The organism is Ureaplasma urealyticum serovar 8 str. ATCC 27618 (genome assembly GCF_000169535.1).
Taxonomy (GTDB): Bacteria; Bacillota_I; Bacilli_A; order Mycoplasmatales; family Mycoplasmoidaceae; genus Ureaplasma; species Ureaplasma urealyticum.
Map to the genome: position 1 here is coordinate 313580 of NZ_AAYN02000002.1, position 24186 is coordinate 337765.

7 protein-coding genes are annotated in these 24186 nt (G+C 22.8%); 6 read left to right on the top strand and 1 reads right to left on the bottom strand.

What is annotated here, in order from left to right; genetic code table 4:
• The first annotated feature begins 154 nt into the window (after positions 1 to 154).
• The 5 genes from UUR8_RS01450 to UUR8_RS01470 all read left to right on the top strand — a co-directional run bounded on the left by UUR8_RS01450 (position 155) and on the right by UUR8_RS01470 (position 22966).
• Positions 155 to 10153 (top strand): GDSL-type esterase/lipase family protein, encoded by a 9999-nt coding sequence (locus tag UUR8_RS01450; RefSeq protein ID WP_004025700.1) that lies wholly within the window; start codon positions 155 to 157, stop codon positions 10151 to 10153.
• A gap of 258 nt (positions 10154 to 10411) precedes the next feature.
• Complete coding sequence (locus tag UUR8_RS01455; RefSeq protein ID WP_004025827.1) at positions 10412 to 20542, top strand: SGNH/GDSL hydrolase family protein; 10131 nt, start codon at positions 10412 to 10414, stop codon at positions 20540 to 20542.
• Positions 20543 to 20695: 153 nt separating this feature from the next.
• Positions 20696 to 21535, top strand: a complete 840-nt coding sequence (locus tag UUR8_RS01460; protein WP_004025759.1) for a hypothetical protein — start codon at positions 20696 to 20698, stop codon at positions 21533 to 21535.
• Positions 21536 to 21548: 13 nt separating this feature from the next.
• Positions 21549 to 22259 carry a YebC/PmpR family DNA-binding transcriptional regulator gene (locus tag UUR8_RS01465; protein ID WP_004025952.1) on the top strand — a complete coding sequence of 237 codons (711 nt, stop codon included), beginning with the start codon at positions 21549 to 21551 and terminating at the stop codon, positions 22257 to 22259.
• Complete coding sequence (locus UUR8_RS01470; RefSeq protein ID WP_004026101.1) at positions 22259 to 22966, top strand: hypothetical protein; 708 nt, start codon at positions 22259 to 22261, stop codon at positions 22964 to 22966. Before UUR8_RS01465 ends, UUR8_RS01470 begins: the two co-directional genes overlap by 1 nt.
• On the opposite strand, the gene UUR8_RS01475 is transcribed toward UUR8_RS01470, so the two are convergent.
• On the bottom strand, positions 22963 to 23475 hold the full coding sequence (locus UUR8_RS01475) for a Holliday junction resolvase RecU (RefSeq protein ID WP_004026016.1): 513 nt from the start codon (positions 23473 to 23475) through the stop codon (positions 22963 to 22965). The genes UUR8_RS01470 and UUR8_RS01475 overlap by 4 nt on opposite strands.
• Positions 23476 to 23617: 142 nt before the next feature.
• Between UUR8_RS01475 and efp the strand changes: the two genes are divergently transcribed.
• Positions 23618 to 24184, top strand: a complete 567-nt coding sequence (efp, locus tag UUR8_RS01480) for an elongation factor P (RefSeq protein WP_004025677.1) — start codon at positions 23618 to 23620, stop codon at positions 24182 to 24184.
• Positions 24185 to 24186: the final 2 nt, after the last annotated feature.

Sequence of the window (24186 nt, forward strand, 5' to 3'; positions counted from 1 at the left end):
ATATTATTGAGATTAAATAATAATTTTTTATGATATTTGTATTATTTGCTACAATATATAAACAATAAACCAACTAGTATAAAAATGGTTGTATTGTTTCTGTTTTTATAAATGTCCACCTTCAACATTCAAAATGTAAAAAGGAAAAAATAATATGGATAAGAAAAATAAAAAAATTTTAGGTATTAGTATGGCTTCAATTATTGCAACAATTGCAATTATTGCGCCAGCTACTTATTTTGGTTTACAAAAAAGTGACCAACTTAAAAAAGATCCAAAATTAGATTATAATCAAGCTAAGCTTAAGGGTTTAGATGATAATATTATCGTTGACCCAAACCCAAGTAATAATGAAAATTATTTACCTCCACTTGATTTTAGTAAAGTATGTATTAAACCACAAACAAAAATTAATTATTTAGCGATTGGTGATTCAATTACAGCTGGTTTTAATTCAGAATTAGGTTGAGAAGCGCCTGGTCGTTATGATCTAGCCACTAATAAAATTAGTGGATTAAGCTTTCCTTCATTTATTGCACAATACATTAATAAAGTTGAACCTAATCGTTTAGCATCTTATGAAAATCTAGGTTTAACAGGATCAAGAGCAATTGATTGATTATATTTATTAGGTGTTGCAGATGCTAATTATTTTAAGGATCAGCAATACAAATTTTTTGATTTTTCTAAAAAAATGGATAATCAGGAAAACAATCCATTTAAACATCGATTAAAGAAATTTTTTAATGATTTTGGATATCGTAATGATAAAAAATTAACTAATAATGAACAAGTATTAAAAAGCGATTTTACTGAATTTTACAATAGTTTAAGAAGTGCTAATTTAATGACTATTTCATTAGGGGCCAATGATTTTTTAGCGTATTTAGATATTAATAAGTTGATTGATTTAGCTAATTCTACACAAAATGATTTAGTTAATAAAGCAAATGAATATAAAAATTATTTAAAAACAATTGCTCAAAAAATTCAAAATGACTTAAAAAAATTAATTAGTGCAATCAAAAAAGTTAATCCTAACATTTCGATTTCATTAATTGGTTATCCAACACCTCTTTTACGTTTAAATGATGTACTAAATCAACTTTTTAAATTACCAAATAATCAAAGTTTGGTAAATGATGTTATGGACATTTTAAATAATGCAATTAAAAACGTTGCTGATTTAAAAAACAATGTTAATTATATTGACCCTTTTGATGAAAATGATTGAAAAGCAAATAGTGATAAATTCACTAGAGCAATTTTTGATATTCATCCAACTGAACTTGGTTATAAAAGAATGGCTCAAGATATTTTTTTAAAAATGTCTTTAGGTCAAAACTATGCTCAAAACAAAACGCCTTTGATCGCTAATGCTATTTATGAAGCATGAGATGAAGATTATTTTAATAAAGATAGTGATAGTTTTAAACAACAAATTGGTTTTGCTAACAACACAAACCAAGATTTAGTTAATAAAGTTTTAGGTACTTCTAAAGGTGCTTTATTTTGAGTAAAAACTACTCTTGAAAATGATAAACAATTACGAGATCAATTTTTAAACTTCAAAAATACTTCAACAATTGTTAAGGATTGATTATTTGCAAATAAACGTTCATTTAATAGTTTTGTCAATTTTATTAGTCAAAATTTAGTTAATTTAGGTTTAGATAAAAATGGAGCAATTGCTCAATTTTTAGCAAATATTGATGAGAATGGTTTAAATAACTTATATAAATTAGCACAAGCTTTTGTACAAACTACTTATTTAGATCGTGTAATTAGTGGAATTCAAAATGATTTTGACAATTTAGATTTAGATAAAAATAACATTAAAGGTACACAAAAAATTAGTACTACTTTATTGTTAGATGTTTTTAAAAAACATGTTATTAATGACCAAAATCTATTTGAGTTACTTAATGGATTGTTTAAATCTGATTTTTTTGTAGATAATCAATTAGAAATTAAAAAAATAGTTAAGGCCCTATTGAGTGATTTAATTGGTTCACAAAAATTATTAGATATGGTTTTTGGTAATAATGCTAGCAATAATTTAAATGGTGATACAGAGTTTTTAAAAAATATTTTAATAATTCAACAAAAATTAGTAAAAACAAAATCATTAGAAAAAATTATTGATGTTTTTGTTGATGCTTTATTTGATAGTAATCAAAATTATTTATCACAAGGTCCATTGTCAAATGTTTTAGCAAAAATTGTAAGTGCTAATAAGAATGTATTAAGTGAAAGATTAACAACTTTATTTGATGATTTATTAAAAGATGAAACAACATTAAGTGCAGTTTATAGTTTAACTACACAAATTTTAAATGAACAAATTCCAGATTTTGCCAAAACTGAAAATGGTGCGCAAATAATTAAAAAAATCATTAGTTATGGATCAAATGTTAGTCTAATTAATTTAATAAAAAATAATACAATTGATTTATTAACTAATCCAAAGACTTTTTTAGGAATTTTTGATCAAAATAAACCATCAATTCTAAGTATTATGCAACAAAGTATTGATGTTAATTCAAAACCATTTTTAAATAATGTTATTGATTTATTAACATCAAATAAAATTAATATTGATGATTGAAAATTATTAATGCAAGCCATTTTAAATTCACCATCAATTACTAATATTTTAAATAATGGACTAGCTGGAATAAGTGATTTAAATCAAAAAATTAGTTCAAAAGTAGATTTTATTAAATTAATTAAAAACTTAGCTTTTGTTTTAGATGAAAAAAATCTAGATGATACTCATAAACAACAAATTAAAAATACATTAAAAACCATTGTTGATGAATTATTTGAAAATCCAAATTTAAAAAATTTATTAGATAGTTTTGAAGACTTTTTAGCTAATAAAATAGGGGATTTACTAATTTCGTCAAAATCTCAAATTATTAGTACTAAAGGTGAACAAATTTGAAAGGTTATTAAAACATTAATTAATAAAACAATTAATGGTGAACAAATTAAGAATTTATTAATCACTTTTATTAATAATTTTATTGATCAACCAAAACAATATCAAGACTTTAATACATTTACTGAGCTATTAAGTGTAATTTTAAAAACAAATGATCAACAAATTCAAACAAGTATTGATGCTATAGTTAAATCAGTGTTTGCTGATGAATCAACTAATAGTTTAATTAGTGAATTGATTGTTGATTTAATGCAACAATATTTATTTAAAAATAATGTTAGTGCTAATGATTCACAAAAACTAACAACTTTTATTAAAAATGTTTTACCATCAATTGCTGATTTAACATTATATAAGCAAGTACGAAGATCATTATTTACATTTTTAAAAGAGAATTTAGTAACAATTATTAATGATCCTAATAAATGACAAACGTTTGTTAATAAAGGAATTAACAAAATTTTAGTTGATAGTTTACCTCAATTATTAACAATTGTTGAATTAATTGAAAATGATCAAATTAAAGATCAAGATGTTATAGATGTAATTAAAATATTAATTGATAATTTAGACTTTAATAAGTTATTGACTAATTCAAATAATCAATCAACAACACTTGAAATTGATGCTAAATACTTAATCTTTAAATTAATTAAGAATTTTGCTAATTCACGTATTTTTAAAGTTGAAAATCCAAAACTTGAAGTTTATAAAACAAAACTAAAAACGATTTTAGAAACAAGTATTAATAATGTTTTTAGTAATACTAATTTAAATGAATTCTTTAATGATGGTTTAGCCAAACTGCTAAGTTCTTTAGATATTTTTGCACAATTAAATTTAACAGATGAACAAAGAAATAATTTTGCAAAAACAATTATTAAAACATTTAAAGAAAATAGTACATTTAAAACATTATTAATTTCAATCACTAAAAATTTAGTTGATAACGTAGATGAATATGTAAACGCTAATGATTTAGAAAGTATTATTAGTTTAGTAATTAAACAAAATCAACAACAACTAAAAAAAGTATTTGATGAAATTTTATTAGTAGTTTTAAAAGACGAACAATGACAAGATTTAATTTTACGTCTTTTAGTCAAAGTTATTAATCCATCTAAAAATTATGAAGACATTAGTTCTAGTTCAATTAATAAATTAAAAACATTTATGACAAAATTTGCTGATGGATTTAGCAAATTAGATATTTATAAACAAATTAAAGACGCTTTATTTAATGTTTTAAGTGATCCTCAAAAAACTAAAAAATTATTATCTAATGATCAACAAGAATTAAAATCAATTATTTTAGAAGCATTCAATATTAATACGCCACAAAACGCTTTAAAATTAATTAAGATTTTTGATATTGATTCAATTAGTTCAAGAGATTATGCTGATGTTATTGAAATTATTTTATTTGAAATTGGTATTCAAACAAATATCAAAAATAACAATACAACTTCATCAAATAATCAATCACATAACAATGATTTCATTTTCCAAGTCATTAAATTAGCTTTAAACGATGGTATTGATCAAAAACATTTAACAAAGCTAAAAGAAATTATTAATTTTGTTTTAAATGACATTGAAAAAATTTATGAAAGTGATAATTTTATTCGCACTCAACTAAATAAATTTGCTAATTCACTAGTTAATTCAATCATTAAATTATTGCCAAAGACACAATCATTAGAAAATGAATACAATGAATTTTTCACAACAATTTTAAATGATCGTATTTTTTTAAATAGTGTTAAGGATTTATTATCAATTATTATTAATAAAGTTATTGATCATAAAGACCAATACAAAAACGCTAATTCACTTGGCGAACTAGTACAATTATTTGCTCAAAATAAAGAAAGTGATTTAAAAACTAAATTTAAAGTTTTATTAGAATCTGTTTTAAAAAATGAAACGATCGTTAATAAATTTGGTTCATTGTTAATTAAATCATTTAAATTAGAATTAAATGTACCAATTACAAATGATCAAAATGAACAAAATAGTATTAGTTTCATTGCAAAATTATTAAAAAATCTAACGAATTTATCAATTTATAATAAACTAGTAGATAACTTTTTTGTTTTTGTAAAATCAAATATCAAAAATTTAATTGATGCTAAACCTTTTGATTCATCAAAGGTTAGTAATGAATTAATTAATTTCACTTCACCGAAAGCAAAAGATTATGCAACTCTAATAGAATTATTTGGTATTGAAGAAATTAGTGCTGATGAATGAAAAGCCTTCATAGGATTTATAATAGATTACACGCCTTTTAATCAACTATTTAATTCAAAACCTACTACACCTTTTCAATCATCATCAACAAATACATCTTTTGATTCATCAAAAATAACAACTGAAGTTTTTGAATTTATTAAAGCATTTGTTAGTTCAAAAGTGATTAATGATTCAACTAATACTACTAAAGCTCAAACAAATGCAAATAAATTTAAAGATGTAATTGAATTTTTATTTGATAAATTATTAACATCAAATAATACAAAGAACTTTATTATTAATTTAGTTATTAAACAAGATGCTATTAGTAGTTTTTTAAAATCAATTAATATTGATGAACAAAAAGCAATTAAAATTTCACACGCAATTATTAATGCGATTGGTGAAGATAAAAATTTACAAACGATTTTTAACGCATTAATTGAACCATTAGTACTTCAACCACAAAAATTTGCTAATACAACTAATTTAGCTGAATTAATTGCTAAACTAATTCAAGAAAGTGAATCAAACCTTAAACCTGCTGTTATTAGTATTATTAAGAACTTGCTAAAAAATAATGAAATTCAAGAATTTGTTTTACAAGTTGTTATTCCAAAAATCAATCAAAACAAAACATACAACGATCTTTCACAACAAGCAATTAGTAGTTTTAAAAATTTATTAACTAAATTAGCAAATCATTTAGATAATGTTAGTGTCTTTAATGATTTATTAACTAATTTATTTACAAAATTAAAACACCAAAATAGCATTAATCAATTGTTAACAACAAATTTAGATGCAATGCTAAATTTAGTTAAAGAATTATTTAACTTAAATGAAAATACATTAGCAAAAGTAATTGATATTTTAGAAATTGATGATATTAGTGCTCAAGAGTTTGTTGATGTTATTAATGCTTTCGTTAATCAGATTGAAATTAGTTTTGAAAAAAATCAAACAACAACAAATACTAATAGTGAATCAATTAATCGCTATTGAAAATACGCTAGTGCTTTAATTAAACATAACTGATCATCAAAAGCAAAAACAAAATTCAAATCAATTATTTCATTATTTATTGAACAAAATTTAAATAGTAATCAAGAGAGTTTTTGAACTAAACTAGTACAAACAATTGGTACTAAAGTATCAAATATAATTGTTGAAAAAATTAGTAATTTAAGTAGTCAAAAAACAAGTTATGAAACTTTAATTAAAAACTTACTAAATAATGCTAATTTTAAAAATGCAATTAAAAATTTCATTGTTGAAGGATCATCTAAAATTATTGATAATTTAGATCAACTAAAAGATGCAACTAGTTTTGGCGATCTTGTTCAAAAATTAATAACAACAAATGATACTTGACTTAAAAGTGAAATAAAAAAAGTTTTAAGTGTAATTTTAAAAGAAGCTAATTTAACAAACGAATTAGCACAAGTTTTAATTAATTCATATACAAGTTATTTTGAAATTACTAATTTAGGCGAAGAACAACAAAGTAAATTAAAAAATGTTTTAACAAAAGTTATAACAAATGTTTCTGATTTAAAATTTGTTGATAACTTAACTACTCAATTAATTAAATTCTTAAAAGAAAATGCTAAGGCATTAATTGATAATCCACTAAATAATCAACAAGCATTAAATAAATTTATTAATGAAAATATTGCAAATGAAGATGCTTTAATTAACTTATTAGAAATTTTTGATAATACTAATATAAGTGTTGAAGAATGAAATGAATTCACACAAATTTTAATTGATTATTTACCATTAAATAAAATTTTAGATATTACTAAACGTATTAATCAACAAAATAATCAAACTGCATTAAGTGTAAATCAACAAATTACCAATGTGTTTGTTTTCATTAAAAAATTATTAAATTCAACACATTTAAATAATGTTAAAAATAAATTTGATGATGTTATTAAAAATGCAATTAGTAATTTATTAAAAAACAATAATTTTAAGAATTTTATTGCAACTCAATTAACAAACACTTTATTTAGTAATACTAATTTGATAAATACTTTAGGCATTGTTGATACAAAAACAACTTTAATTGATCCAATTATTAATCAATTAATTTCAAGTGAAGAATTATCTAATATTATTCAAACTTTAATTACATCAATTTTTGAACAAAAAGATCAACTAAAAACACTAGATTCATCAAATGAGTTTTTTACTAAATTAATTAGTTTAAATACCGAAAAATTAAAACCAAATCTTAAAAAGATTATTCAAAACACGCTAAAACAAGACAACGTTCAAGAACTATTAGTTCGTGTCATCTTTAAACAAATTACACCAAATAAAATTTATGTAAGTATTAAAGAAGAAAGTAAGCATAATTTAAAATCTTTAATTAGTAAGTTTGCGAACCGTTTGGAAGAATTTAGTTCATATAATGAAATTGTTAATAATTTATTTACTTCTTTATCAAATAAAGATAATTGAACAAAACTATTTAGTAACAATAATAATGATTTAATTGCTTTTGCTAAAACAATTTTTGATTATACAAACCCACAAAAAATTATTAATTTAATTGATGTTTTAAAAATCACTTCAATCAATGATACTGATTATATTCAAGCCTTTAAAACTCTTTTAGATGAAGTTGATTTTAGTTACTTTATTAATAAAAAACATCAAACAAATGAATCTAATGCTAATAGCCAAAATAAATTAAATATTAATGATTACTATAAGTATGTTAAAGCATTATTTAATCATGAATTAGATGAAACTTCAAAAATAAAATTAAAAAACATTATTAAAGAATTAACAACAAAAGTTTTAAGTGATCAAGGAACAGGATTCATTAATAATTTAGCAAATGCATTAAGTGAGAAAATAAGTAATTTAATTACTAAAGCAATTCCTCAATTACAATCACACCAAGATGCTTATAAAAATTTAGTTAAAAAAATCTTTACGAATCAAACATTATTTAATGAAGTTAAAGAATTAATAGTGTGAGTTTTTAATGATTTTATTGATCAAAAAAATACATATAAATCAATCAAAACTTTTGGTGCATTATTTGAAAAATTCATTCAAACTCACGAGCAAGAAATTCAAAATAAATTAATTGCTACTTTTAAAAAGATTTTTAGTAAAAAAAACAATTTAATTGATGAAATTTCAACAACATTTATAGATTCAGTTAAAACATACTTTAATATTACTAATCTAACAAACGGAGATAATGATAAAATCAAACAATTTATTAAATTTGTCTTTAATAATATTTTTGAATTAGAATACGTTAAAAATAGTGTTAATAAACTAATTACAACACTAAAAGATAATGTAAAAAATCTAGTTGATAACAATAGTGATATCAATACAATCATGCAAACAAATGTTGTTTCATTTATTAGTTCACCTACTGAAGTCGCTAAATTATTTCAAATTATTAAATTAGATACAAATAATACGATTTTAAATTTCTTAAAAGTTATTCTTGAAAAACTACCAACTACTGCTTATCAAAAAATGTTTGGTACTAAGATTGTGTTACAAGATCAGACTGCAACAGTAACAACTAACAAACAAGAACACCAAGCAATTGAATACATTAAAGCTATTTTAAATTCATCTTATTTAAACGATAATGCTGTTTTAACAAAAACAAAAACCATTATTAAAGATCTATTAACATCATTTAGTAAATCAACTGAACTAACTTCATATTTAAGCGAATTAATTGCTAATAGTTTTGCTCAAAAATTAAGTGATGTAACAAAAATTAATTTAGAAAATTCAAAAAAATTCTTAGTTGGTTCATATAAATTTATTGTTAATGACACAAAATTTGTAGAAATTATTAATAATTTAATTGACAATTTATTAACTCAAAAAAGTCAATATCTTGACAAATTGATATCATCTCCACTTGATGTTATAAATGAATTAATTAAAACAAATATTGCAACTCAAAAAAATGAGTTTGTACCATTCATTAAAAGATTTTTAAAAACAGATTCAACATCAGAATTTATTGCCCAATTTATTATTGGTACTCTTAAATTAGAAAATACTAATAATAATGACATTAATACAATTAAGAAATTTATTAATGAATTAGTTGATAATATGCATAATTTAGATTTCTTAAACGTCTTTATTGATAGTATGTTTAATTTAATGAGTAAAAAAGGATTAGATATCTTCATTAAACCAAATGAAATTGCTGAATTTAAAAAATCAATGGAAACATTTGGTTTAACAGATCCTATGAATTTATTAAAGATTGCAAAACAAGTTAATAATAACCAGATTAAAGGTGAAACAATTGGCGATTTAATTAATCTAATGTTTGAAAAATCACCACTTACTTCATATGATAAATTAAATGCAAATGATCATCCTTTATACTATGGATTAAAAAATCTAAAAGAAGAAAGTTTGACAAGTGTAATTTTTGGTAATGGTAATAAAAAAGAGTATAAAGGAATTGAAAGAATTAATGAATTAGATGCAATCCAACATTTAATCAACCAATTATGAGATGCACAAAAGAAATATTCTGATCAACATAAAAATTCAATGACATATGAACAAGATAATCCATATATGCGTTCACTAATCCACTTAGGAATTGTTTTACAATGATATGTGCATGAAACTTATTTTAGAAATACAACCGGCGGATTCTGATGATGGGGAGCTGCTTCTAATTCTTGATCTGGTGAAGGAGAAGTCTTCTTGTTATTAAAAGCTGATAAAAATTTCAGTGAAGTAAAGGTTAATCAAATGATTATGGGAAATCGTAGTCCATGACTTTGAAGCGCTCCAAGTTATTGATCATATACAAAAAATGACTTCTTATTTATGATTACATATTGAAAAAAACATAAAACATCAAGACACACTAAAAAACCAATGGTTGATGATATCTTTGAATCATTAAAACGCGGTTATGGTCAACAAATTGCTATAAAGAAATAATTTTTAACATATATAAGTTTTAAGAAAAACGCTCGTATTAGTTCATAATGAGTGTTTTTCTTTTGTGTAAATATAAATATTTAAAAAAATAGTTTTAATGTTAATTTGTTAAAATATATAAGTAAGAATTGAAAATAAAAAGATATTTAAAGGTTTAATATATGGTTACTAAATCTTTATTTATCTTAATTTTTAGTATATTACTATTGTTTTTATAAATGTCCATCTTGAAACAAGTTACGTGAGGAAGTGTTAATTATGGATAAGAAAAGTAAAAAAATTCTAGGATTAAGTGTTGCTTCAATAATTGCAGCAATTGCAATTATTGCCCCTGCGACTTATTTTGGTCTACAAAAGCAAGAAGAAAATAAAAAAGATATCAATTTAGATAATATTACGCGTCGCATACCTGGTGAAGGTAAAGATATTATTAAGGTTGAAGACTTGAATAATAATGAACAAAATGCAGGTTTAAAACTTGATTTTAGTAAAGTAAGTATTAAACCACAAACAAAAATTAATTATTTAGCAATTGGTGATTCAATCACAGCTGGTTTTAATTCAGAACTAGGTTGAGAAGCACCTGGTCGTTATGATCCAGTAACTAATAAAATTAGTGGATTAAGCTTTCCTTCATTTATTGCCCAATACATTAATAAAGTTGAACCAAATCGTTTAGCATCTTATGAAAATTTAGGGATCACAGGCTCACGTATTACAGATTGACTATATATGCTAGGTGCAGGAAGCGATGCATATTTTAAAGATCAAGAATATAAATTCTTTGATTTTTCTAAACAAATGGATCAACAAAATAAAAATCCATTCAAAAATCGTTTATCAAAATTTTTTAAAGATTTTGGTTACAATTCACAATTATTACCAAAAAATAATCAAGAAGTTAATGCTAGTGATTTTAATGCTTTAAAAGAACAAATTAAAAAAGCTAATTTAATGACGATATCATTAGGTGCTAATGACTTTTTAAGATACTTAGATATTACTAAGCTTGTAAATTTAACAAATTTAAAAGGCAAAGAGTTAGAAACTAAAGTTAAAGAATTAGAAAATACTTTAAAAAAATTAGCGTCAGAAATTACAAATGATTTAAAAAAATTAATTAGTTTAATTCGTAATTTAAATCCTAACGTATCAATTACATTAATTAGCTATCCACTTCCATTACTTCGATTACAGGATGTAATTGATAGTTCTTTTAAGTTATCAAATAAACGTAGTTTAAGTGATGAAATTATGAGTATTTTAAATAATGCAATTAAGGATGCTCATGATTTAAATAATAATGTTAACTATATTGATACATTTGATGAAAACGATTGAAAAGAAAATAGTTTTACTTTTGCAAAAGCAATTTTTGATATTCATCCAACCGAACTCGGTTATAAAAGAATGGCTCAAGATATTTTTCTAAAAATGTCTTTAGGTCAAAATTATGCTCAACAAAAAACAGCGTCAATTGCTAATGCTATTTATGATGCTTGGGATAGTGAATACTTTAATAAAGATAAAGATAGTTTTAAACAACAAATTGGTTTCGCTAATAACACCAACCAAGATTTAGTAGGAAAAATTTTAGGATCATCAAAAGGTGCAGCATTTTGAGCTAAAACCGCCCTTGAAAATGATCAAGAATTACGTAAAGCTTTTTCTAATTTTAAAAACACTTCATCACTTGTTAGAGATTGATTAACTTCAAATAAACGTCGTTTTGGTAGTTTTGTTAATTTAATCACTACTAATTTAACATCATTAGGATTAGATAAAAATGGAGCAATTAGTCAATTTTTATCAAAAAAAGATGAAAATGATACTAATAATTTATATAAACTAGCTTCAACACTAGCATCAACACCTTATATTGATATGGTTGTTTCAGGCATTCAAAATGATTTAGATAATTTAGATTTTGATCACAACAATATAATTGGTACACAAAACATTTCTAAAAAAATTTTATATGATGTTTTTAGAAAAAATATTGTAAATGATAAAAATTTATATGAATTAATTAAAGGCATGTTTAATTCACAATTATTTAGTGAAAATAAATCTCAAATTAAAGGATTAGTTAAAGCCTTATTAAGCGATTTAGTTAGTTCACATAAATTATTGGAAATTATTTTTGGTGAATTTGCTAATGACAATTTAAAAAATAACAATGAATTTTTAAAGAATTTATTAACAATTCAAAACAAATTAGTACAAACAAAATCACTAGATAATATCATTAATGTTTTTGTTGATGCTTTATTTGATAATGATAATCAATACTTATCTCAAGGACCATTGTCAAATGTTTTAGCAAAAATTGTTAGCGCTAATAAAACATTGTTAACAACAAGAATTGATAGTTTGTTTAATGATTTATTTAAAGATCAAACAATGTTAGATGCTACTTATGATATTTTAATGCAAGTTTTAGATCAAAAAGTTCCTGATTTTATTAAAACACCACAAGCATCTAAATTAATTAAAAAAATATTATCAAAAGGTACAGACTTAAAATTAATTAACACTTTAAAATTAAATATAGTTAACTTATTAACTAATTCAGAAACTTATGCAGGAATATTTGATCCTTCAAAGGCATCAATTATTAGTCTTGTACAAAAATCAATTGATTTTAGTTCAAAATCATTTATTAGCGATCTTTTAGATTTACTAACATCAGATAGTATTAATTTAAATGAATGAAAAGAATTCATTAAAGGAATTTTAGATTCTTCAACAATTACAAATATACTAAACTATGGTATTGTTGGATTAATTTCTTCTAATACAACATCATTAACAACAAACAATTTTGATTTTAATGTCTTATTAAAAAATTTAATAAGTGTTTTAGCAGAAAAACATTGAACAGTTGAACAAAAAACAAAATTAAAGAGCATTTTACGAGCAAGTGTTGATGAACTATTGACTAACTCACATACGCAAAATTTCATTAATTCAATTGAAGACTTTATTGCTAATAAATTAGGTGATTTACTACTTGGTATGGATAGTGAATTACTTAAAAACAACATGAGCGATATTTGAAAATTAATCAAAGAAGTTGTTCATGATTTAATTCATAGTTTTCAATCATATGATTTAGTATTTACAATTATTAACAATTTTATTGATCAACCAGAAAACTATACTAAATTAAATAGCATTAACGATTTATTACCATTAATTTTAAAATCTACAAATAAAGAACTTCAAAGTAAAATTGATGCATTATTTAAAAAACTTGTTGATAACCAAAAAACAACTAGTTTAATTGGAACATTAACATCAAATTTAATTGTAAACAATCTTTTTAGCAAACAATTAAGTGTTGAATACAATCAAAAAATTAGTAATTTTATTACCAATATTTTGCCAACAATTCCTAATCTAACATTATATAAAGAAGTTCGTCAACAAATTTTTGAGTTTTTAACAAATAATGTAGCTAAGATTTTAGTAAATCCTAAAAATAGTTTATCAATTTTAAATGATGGTGTTAATCAATTACTATCAAATGTATTACCAAAATTATTAACAATTGTTGAATTAGTTGATAATGATAAAATTCAAGATCAAGATTTTATTGATGTAATTAAAATCTTTATTGATAATTTAGACTTTAATAAATTATTTAAAAACAACACTACAAATCAATCAACCTTTAAGATCAATTTAAATTTAGAACCTAAAAAATTAATTTTTGATTTAATTAAAAACTTATTAAATTCACCAGTTTTAAAAGTAAATGAAAATCAAGACAACAAAGCTAAAATAGAATCTAATAAAGCTAAAATTAAGTCAATTTTAACAACAAGTGTTACAAATATTTTTGAAAATTCAAATATTATTAATTTGTTTAATGATCAATTATCACAATTGTTTAGTTCAATTGATTTCTTTAAAGACTTAAATTTATCAGTTCAACAACGTTCAAAATTTGGCAAAGCTATTGTTGAAATATTAAACAAAGAAAAATTATTATCAAATTTAATTAATAAATTGATTACTAATTTAATTGATCATACTAACGAATACGCACAAGCAACAAGTTTAGCAGAAATTTTATCATTAATAGTTAAATATAATGAAATTGAATTAAAGGATGCGTTTGATAAATTATTAACAAACATTTTAAAAAATGAAGATCTTCAAGATCTAATTTTACGCATACTTGTTAAATTAATTAATCCAAACAAAACATATGACTCAATTAGTACTGCATCAATTAGTAAACTAAAATCATTTATAACAAATTTCGCTACAGGAATTGGACAATTAGATTTTTATCAACAATTAAAGAATTCAATTTTTATAGTTTTTGCTGATAAATCTAAAATGCAACAATTATTATCTAATGATCAAAGTGCAATAAATGAAATATTATTAGAAGCATTTAATATTAATACACCAGATAAAGTTTTAAAAATTAGTAGCTTATTAGACATTAAAGAAATTAGTGCACGTGATTATGCTGATATTATTGAAATTATTTTAGTTGAAATTGGTATTAATACTAATACAAATGTACAAACTAATGAATCTAATAATTCTCAAGAATCAAATCCAAATAATAAATCAAATAATTTTGTTTTCCAAATTTTCAAAAAGGCTTTAAATAATGGTATTAGCGATAGTCAATTACAAAAAATTAAAGATGTTATTAACTATTTATTAGATGATATTGTTAAGATTCATGATTCAAGCAGTTTTTTAAGAATTCAACTAAATCAATTAGCTCACATTTTAGTTGATAAAATCACAACATCTTTACCACAATCAGTATCCATTAAACATTGATATGAAGAAATTTTCTCATCGATTTTAAATAATCAAGATTTCTTACAAAAAGCTAAGGTTTTATTATCAAGCGTTTTAAATGAAATAATTGAACACAAAGATAAATATAAAAATGTTGATTCATTTGGTCAATTAATTACTACATTTATTACAAATAAAGCAAGTGATTTAAAAGCACAATTAAAAGATTTATTAAATACAGTTTTAAAAAATCAAACACTAATTACTAATATTGGTCAAGTAATAATTGAATCATTTAAATTAGAAAATAAAATTGATGTTTTAGATGAAAATCTTGAACAAAACACAATTTCATTTATTAATAAAATATTTGCACATATTACAGAATTACCAATTTATAACAATTTAGTGGATAATTTCTTTAATTTCTTTACTCAAAATACAAATACTTTTGATAAAAAGCCATTTGATTTTAATAAATTTAAAGATAGTTTATTTAATGCAATTATACCTAAAATGAATGATTTTGCTTCACTTTTAGATTTATTTAAATATAATGAAATTAGTGAACAAGAATGAAGAGATGCTATTACTTTCTTTATTGATTATTTACCATTAAATAGTTTAATTAATTCTAAATCATCATCAACTAATTCTTTAGCACTTACTAGAAATGCTTCTGTTTCAAATTCAGAAGTAAATTCAAATAAAATTAAAAATATTATTTTTGATTTAATTAAAGCATTAGCTCAAAAAGCTAAAACATTTGATAGTAATGTTGCAACTAAAACAAAAAATATTATTGAATTTACTTTTGATAAACTTTTAACTTCAAATAATATTAGAAGTTTTGCTAAAAATTTATTATTAGATTTGGCTCCAATCAAATCTTTCTTAAATTCACTTAATATACAAGATGAAAAACAACCGGAAGTTATTGAACATATAATTAATGCTCTTTTAAAAGATAAGCAATTACAAACAATTTTCAATGCCTTAATTGAATCTATTTTATCAAATAGTAATAATTTCGATAATACTACAACTTTATCTGAGATTATTAACCAAATTGTTAATACAAGCAAAGAAAAAATTAAACCAGCTATTACTAAGATTATTCAAAACTTATTAGTAGATGATGAAATACAAACATTACTATTGTGTTATGCTATTCCACAAATTAATGCAACAAAAACATATGATAATATTAGTGAATCATCAATTAATAAAATTAAAAATCTAATTACAAAATTAGCAAATAATCTAAATCAATTTAGCATCTACAACAATGTTTTAGACAACTTATTTACAAAATTAGGCGATAAAACAAGTGTTGATAAGTTATTAACGGGTGATTTATCATCAATTTTAAATATTTTAAAAGAAGTTTTAAATTTAAATCAACCATCAGAATTAATAAAAGTTATTGATATATTTAATATTGAAGCTATTTCTGCACAAGATTATGTTGATGTTTTAAATGTTATTGTTAATGATATTGGTTTTAATAATCAACCAACTACAAACAATAACCAAAATCAAAAAAATGATATTAATGTGTACTTTAACTATTTAAAAGCTTTAGTTGAACATAATTTTAGTGAGTCAGCAAAAACAAAACTTAAAGAAATTGTTAAATTATTTGTTACAGATGTAATGAATGATAATCATGAAGATCATTTTTGAAAAACAACTTCATCATTTGTTAGCGAAAAATTAAGTGATTTATTAATTAAAAAAGTTCAAGCATTAAGCACACAAAAAAATGAATATCGACAACTAATTAATAATTTATTGAGTGGAAATGATTTTAAACAAGTTGTTCAAAATTTAGTTATTGAAGGATTTGCAAAAATAATTAATCATCAAGAACAATTAAAGAATGCGCAAGATTTTGGTGATTTAATTCAAAAAATTATTAATATAGATGATAGTTGAATTAAAAATCAACTAAAACAACTTTTAAATGCAATTGTAAAAAATGTAAATTTAACAAAAGCAACATCAACTGCAATTATTAATTCATATTTAAACTATTTTGAAATTAAAAATTTATCAGAAGAAAACAAAAATACTTTAATTAACATTTTTGACAAAATTTTAAAACAAGTTCCTAATTTATCATACTTGCAAAATATTGTTGATCAATCAGTTGATTTCTTAAAAACAAATATTCAAGCATTAATTAATAACCAATCACTTAAAGATGATGTATGAAATGATTTTATTAACAAGAACGTGACAGACATTAGTGCATTAAGTAATTTATTAGAAATTTTTAAAACTAATGAAATTACAAGTAGTGAATGAAATCAATTAATTACAATTTTAGTTGATCATGCACCAATTAGTAAAATTGAACAAATTATTACAAGTTTAGCATCAAGTTCAACAATTAGTAATAAAGTACAAAAACAAAGTATTAAAGTACAAATTGATAAAATTTATACACTTATTAAAAAAGTGCTTCAATCACAAGCTTTAAATAAAAATCATGCTAATACTAGTGTTGTTAAAATTAATGAAGTTATTAAAACATTAATTGATCGTTTATTTGCTAATGAAGAAATTCAAATTTTAATTACTAATAAATTATCAAATTGAATCTTTAGCTCAAATCTAGCAAATACTTTAAATATTGATAGTAACCAAAAAGATAGTTTAATCAAACCAATAATTGAATTTATTGCTAATAGTAACGAATTAAAAGATATTTTAAAATCTATAACAAATAGCTTTGTCTCACATGCTTCTGATTTAGCGAATACAAATTCATTTGAAGAATTAATTGCTAAACTTATTAGTCTTGAACAAGCAAATTTAAAAAATAATTTAAAGAATTTTGTTCAAAAATTATTTGAAAATGAAAAAGTTGATGAATTATTCGCACGTGTGATCTTCAAACAAGTTTCACCACAAAAAACATACGATCAAATCCAAAAAGCGCATAAAGATAAATTAATTGCTTTCATTAAAAAAATTGCTAATAATTTAACAAAATTTGATTTATACAATAAATTATTTGATAACTTATTTAACTCAATTACAAAACACGAAAACTTAACAAAATTATTAAGCGAACAACAAGATAGTTTGATTAGTTTTATTAAAACAATTTTTGATTTTAGTGATCCAAAACAAATTGTTTCATTAATTGATGTACTAAAAGTTAGTGAAATTACAAGTAATGATTATATTGACGTTATTAAATTAATTTTAGATGAAATTGATTTTAATCATTTCTTTAATCAAACTGTTGAAAACAATTCTTCAAATCCATCAAATTTTCAACAAAATAGTAATAGTAGTAAGTTAGATATAAATAAATATTATATTTATGTAAAAACTTTATTTGCTCATGAAATGGATTCTACAACAAAAGAAAAATTAAAAACAATTATTAATGAACTAACAAAACAAATTGTTCAAAATACAAATCAAGGTTTATTAAATAACTTAGGTACTGGATTGGGTCAAAAACTAAGTAATTTAATTATTAATGGAATTCCAGGTTTAACTAGTTTAAAACAAGAATATAAAACTTTAGTTCAAAAAGTATTTACTAACCAAAACTTATTTGAACAAATTCAAAATTTAATTATTTATGCAATTAATAGCTTAGTTGATCATAAAGATGAATATAAGAATCATGAAACTTTTGGCCAATTATTATCAGCATATATTAATAAAAACCAAACTGAAATTATCAGTAAATTAAAAGATGCAATTAATAAAGTAATTAGTGGATCTTCTTCATTGATTGATGATATTGCAACATCATTTGCTAATACAATTAAAACATATTTCAAATTAGAAAATTTATCAACAGATGATACTAATAAACTAAAAGGTTTTGTTGATTTTGTTATTAAGAATATTTTCAATCTTGAATATGTTAATGATGGTTTAAACAAACTAATTACAGCATTAAGTACAAATGCAGTTAAGATTATTGATGAAAATGCTGATTTTGCAACTATTATGCAAAGCGATGTTGTTTCATACTTAACATCACCACAGCAAATTGCAAAATTATTTGAAATTGTTAAATTAGATACAAATGATGCTATTTTAAATTTCTTAAAAGTAATATTTAATCATTTACCTCAAGATGCATATGCTAATTTATTTGGTAATAAAATTAATATTAGCTCAAATGCTTCTTCGAACCAAAACACTAATAAGAGTACAACGCCACAACATAATGTACTTGATTATATAAAAGCAATCTTGAATTCTTCTTATTTAAAAGAACAAACAACAATTGCTAAGATTAAACATATTTTCAAAGAATTATTAACAACAATTTCTAAGTCATCACAATTAAATAATTATATTGGCCAACTAATTAGTAATAGTTTTGCTCAAAAACTCTCTGATTTTACTAATGTTGATAAACAATATAGTGAAGCATTCTTAAAAGGATCATATCAATTCATTATTGGTGATGAAAAATTAATTAAAATCATTGACGAAGTAGTTAATGATTTAGTTGATCATAAAGATGAATATTTAAAACAAATCGAAACTAATAATCAACCATCAATTAATATCATTTTAAATATGTTGATTAAGCGCAATGTTGATAAGCAAAAAGGTGATTTTGTACCTTTCATCAAACGTTTATTAACTATTGATTCTTCAACACAATTTATGGCTCAATATATTTTTAGAACACTAAAATTAGAAAATACTAATGCTCAAGATATTAAAGTAATTCAGACATTTGTAAAAGAATTAGTTAGCCAAGTAGATCAATTAGACTTTGTAAATTTATTCATTGATAAGATATTTACTTTATTAAAAGAAAATGGTCTTGATTTATTTACTAACGAAGAGGGTATTAAAAAAGTTAATGAAGCAATGAAAACGTTTGGATTAACAGAAACAACAAATTTACTAAAGATTGCTAAACTTGTTGAACCAAACAAAATTAGAGCTGAAACAATCGGTGATTTAATTAACTTAGTGTTTGAAAAATCACCACTAGCTGAAGATTTTGAAAGTATTACACAAGAGAAAAACCCATTATATTATGGTTTAAAAAATCTTAAAGAAGATAGTTTAAGTGGTGTATTATTTGCTAGTGGTAAGAAAAAAACTGGTGAAGCAGCTAAAGTTAGTGAAATTAACATGTTAGATGCCATCCAACACTTAGTTAACAAATTATGAACAGCACGTGCAGAATATGCTAAAAAACATCCTAATTTAGAATATGAACAAGATAATCCATACATGCGTGCATTAGTTCATTTAGGAATTGTAATGCAATGATATGTTCATGAAACATATTTTAGAAATGTTTCTGGCGGGTTATGATGAACAGGTTCTGATTCATTATCAGGTGAAGGTCGTGTTTATTTATTGCTAAAAGCTGACATGGGTGCTGAAAGTGAAAAACGTGTTCGTTCAATGATTATGGGAAACCGTGGCGCAATGCTTTGAAATACGCCAAAAGAATGAAATTATGGTAAAAATGATTTTTTATACATGATTACATATTGAAAATGAAGAACAAATTCACGTTTTAATGATCCGAAAGAAAAAAATAAAGCCACATTTGTGTTTAAAGCTTTAAAACGTGGCTATGGTCAAAAAGTTAAAACAATGAAATAAAATTAAGAAAATATTAAAGATTGCGCTATAGTCTTTAATATTTTTTATTTATATTAAGTTAATAAGTTTTGATGTTATTGTATCTAATAGTTTAATTTGTTAAAATATATTAATATTAGTTAATAGGAATTTTAATTTGGGTAAATGTAAACCATGCAAATTAATAAGAAGAAATTGTTAATAAAATTAGGTCTATTTTTAGGATTAGGAACGATTCCTATTTTTGTAAGCTCTTGTTCAATTATTATTCCTGATTCGATTCCATTAAAATCTAATGTTTCATTAATCACTAACGATATTTCTAAATTAGCTAATAACTATATTGATAACCAACACGAAATTATTGAAAGTGTTGATAAAAATAAAAAAATTAATTTAACAAATGAAATGATTCAAAAAGCAAAATTTTATGCTGAATATGTTGGACGATTACGTTTTATTCAAAAATTAAAAAATGAAATTGAAAAGTGAAAAGTTTCAACGAATGAAATTATTAAAACAATTACTGACGCCGATATTAGTAGTTTGTATGATTTTAATGATAATAATTTAACTATTTATACAAAAACATTTTATTTTCGAGATCCTAAAATTGTAAATACCAATAAAAATGATTACTTCATTTCTAAAAAGCCTATTCAAACCATTACTATGGAAAACTTATTAGATATGGGTTTAACATGAACAATTATTTATAAAGATCAAACAAAGACTCATATTAAACCAACAGATTTTATGACAAAAAATTTTATTGATTATAAAAAACTTGAGAATAAAATTGATACACGTTTAAAGATTTTGTATGATATGATCGTTAAAAATGAATCGTTAAATATTAATCATAGCGAATATGAATCATTGCTAGTAAATAATGATTGAAAAAAATATCATGAAAATGTGATTAATATATTTATTCATCAACGTTATAACGAAGGTATAAAAATTGATATTGATTTTTTAAGCCATTTTTTATTGAAAGAAACATTAAAATAGGAGTTAAAAGAATATGCCAAGAAAACATTTGATTGCCAGCGGAATTAATAAAAAACAACAACAACAAGCTAAGATTTGAATGAAGTGCGCAAAAGAAATTAAAGCAGCTGCAAAAATGGGTGGTCCAAATCCCGAAGCTAATCCACGTTTAAAAGTTGCTATTGAACGTGCTTTAAATAACAATTTAAGTCGTGATTCAATTGAAAGAAATATTAATGGCGCTAGTAAAGATGCTGATAATTTAAAAGAATTAACATATGAAGGATATGGTCCAAATGGGTTAGCAATTATTGTACGCGCTTTAACTGATAATGAACAACGAACAATTTCAGCTGTTCGTGGTTATTTTTCAAAGTTACAAGGGCAAATTGCTAAGCCAAACTCTGTAAGCATGTTATTTAATGAATATGGTCAATTATTAATTGATAAAAAAACAAAAACATTAGATGAATGGTTTGAACTTCTTGTTGATCAAGATATTGTTGATATTAATGAAGATGATGAAATTATCGAAATTTTAGTTCAACCAAAAGATTTTAGTGCTACAAAATTAATTCTTGAAAATAATAATGCCAATATCCAAAGTGCTGAAATTAAACTTATTCCAACTGATTTTATTAGTTTAGATGATCATGCTCGTGAACGTTTAGTGCGTTTTGTAAATGCTTGTGAAAATGATGATGATATTTCATGAGTAATCACAAACTATGAAGAAGAATTATAATGTCAAATATTGATTCAAAAACTAATTTTTGAAAGTTAAACAAAAAAAATAAAAAGATTTTATTTCGAGTACTTGGTTATTCTAGTTTATTAACTATCATACTAACACCAATCATTTATAAAGTATCATACAATAAGCAATACGAATTTATTAGTCAAAGCGTACGCGAATTAAAAGCGATTGATAATAATCTTGTATCATCTTATTCAAATTTTTATATTTCACAAAAATCAAGTGCAAGTAATGGTTTGTACAACTATAATTTAATAACTAATTTTAAAGATTTTCAACAGTTAATGATTGATGATTTAAATTTTGATAAATATAGTAGTGCATTAATTCATGAAGAAATAAAAAACGAACTATTAAAAAAGTATGATGAAAACTTTTTTAAAAATAATGATTTATTATATGTTTCATACAATTCATTAGATTCAAAATATTTTTTAACTTCGATTTTAACTTATGATCATAACAATTTGTCTTTACCATTTTTAAATACTAAAACAATTTTTAATGAAGAATTTAATAATGAAAATTTTTATACAAATTCAGCTTTAGGTAATACTAAAACAGAGGTTAAATTTTTTAGTGTTAGTAAAAAATATAATATAAAGCGTGAACAAGTTCGAATTTATGGACTTAAAACTGCTAAAGACCTATTCTTGTATAAGAACTATGTTCAAAAAAACAACAAGCCTGTTTAGTTGTTGTAGTATTTTAGTTTTAAATCATCAATCATTTTTTTAAAATTAATAACTCCAGGAAAAATTATTTCTAATGCAACACAATGTTCTTTAAATCAATGAAGAGGAATTGATTTTCGTTTTGTTTTTTGATAGTAGTTAACTAATTGTTGAAAAGTGATAATGAAATATAAGTTATGATTAATAAAACTAATAATTAAAAAAGCAAAACCACAGTTTTTGTGGATTAAATATAAATGAGCTAATTGATGTGGTTGGATTTGTTTGATTAAAAAAGCGTTTTTATTAGTTTGCTTGGCTTCAAAATCAAAATAATTACCTTGATAAAATCCATAATAATCCGTTTCGCTTTTTTGTTTAATTTTTCCTTGTACAAAACAATGATCAACATTTTTAATTACGATATCAACATAACGTTTTTTAAAAAACGCTTGATATTGTAAATTAAATAAAGCAATCGATTTATTAATTAGAACTTCAAGATGCATGCCATTGTTTTTATTAGTCATTTTTAAACCTCTTTATAAATATAGTTAGAAAAAAACGAAATATTTTAAAGAATATAAAGTACAATCTGTTTTAAATGCATAATAACACTAATAATTAGGTTATAATTTTATATTATTTTTGCAAAAATACGAGGTAATAATAATGGCAACAATTATTCAAGCAAAAGATTTGCGTGCTGGGCATACTTTTTTGTATAAGGGTAGTATTTATCAAGTAATTGAAAACTCATTTAATAAAACAGCTATGCGTGAAGGAATTGTAAAATGTAAAGTTAAAAATTTGCGCACTGGTGCAATTACTGTTGAAGTTTTAACTGGTGAAAAAGTTGAACAAGCAATAATTGAAAAATCAAAAATGACATTTAGTTATGATGATGGTAGCGGATATGTATTTATGGACAATGAAACATATGAACAAATCTCAATTCCTTATAATCAATTAAGTTGAGAAAAAAACTTTATTGAAGAAGGTACTGAAGTAAGTGTTATGCGTTATGATGGTGAATTAATGGGTGTAAGTTTACCAGATCAGTTAGTAGTAACAATTGTTGAAGCAGAAGAAGCAGTTCAAGGTAACTCAGTTCAAAACGCTACTAAACGAGCATGATTAGCATCAAAATGAGAATTTCAAGTTCCACAATTTATTAAATCTGGTGAAAAAGTAATTATTAATCCATCAAATGGTCAATATGTAGGAAGAGCTAAATAATA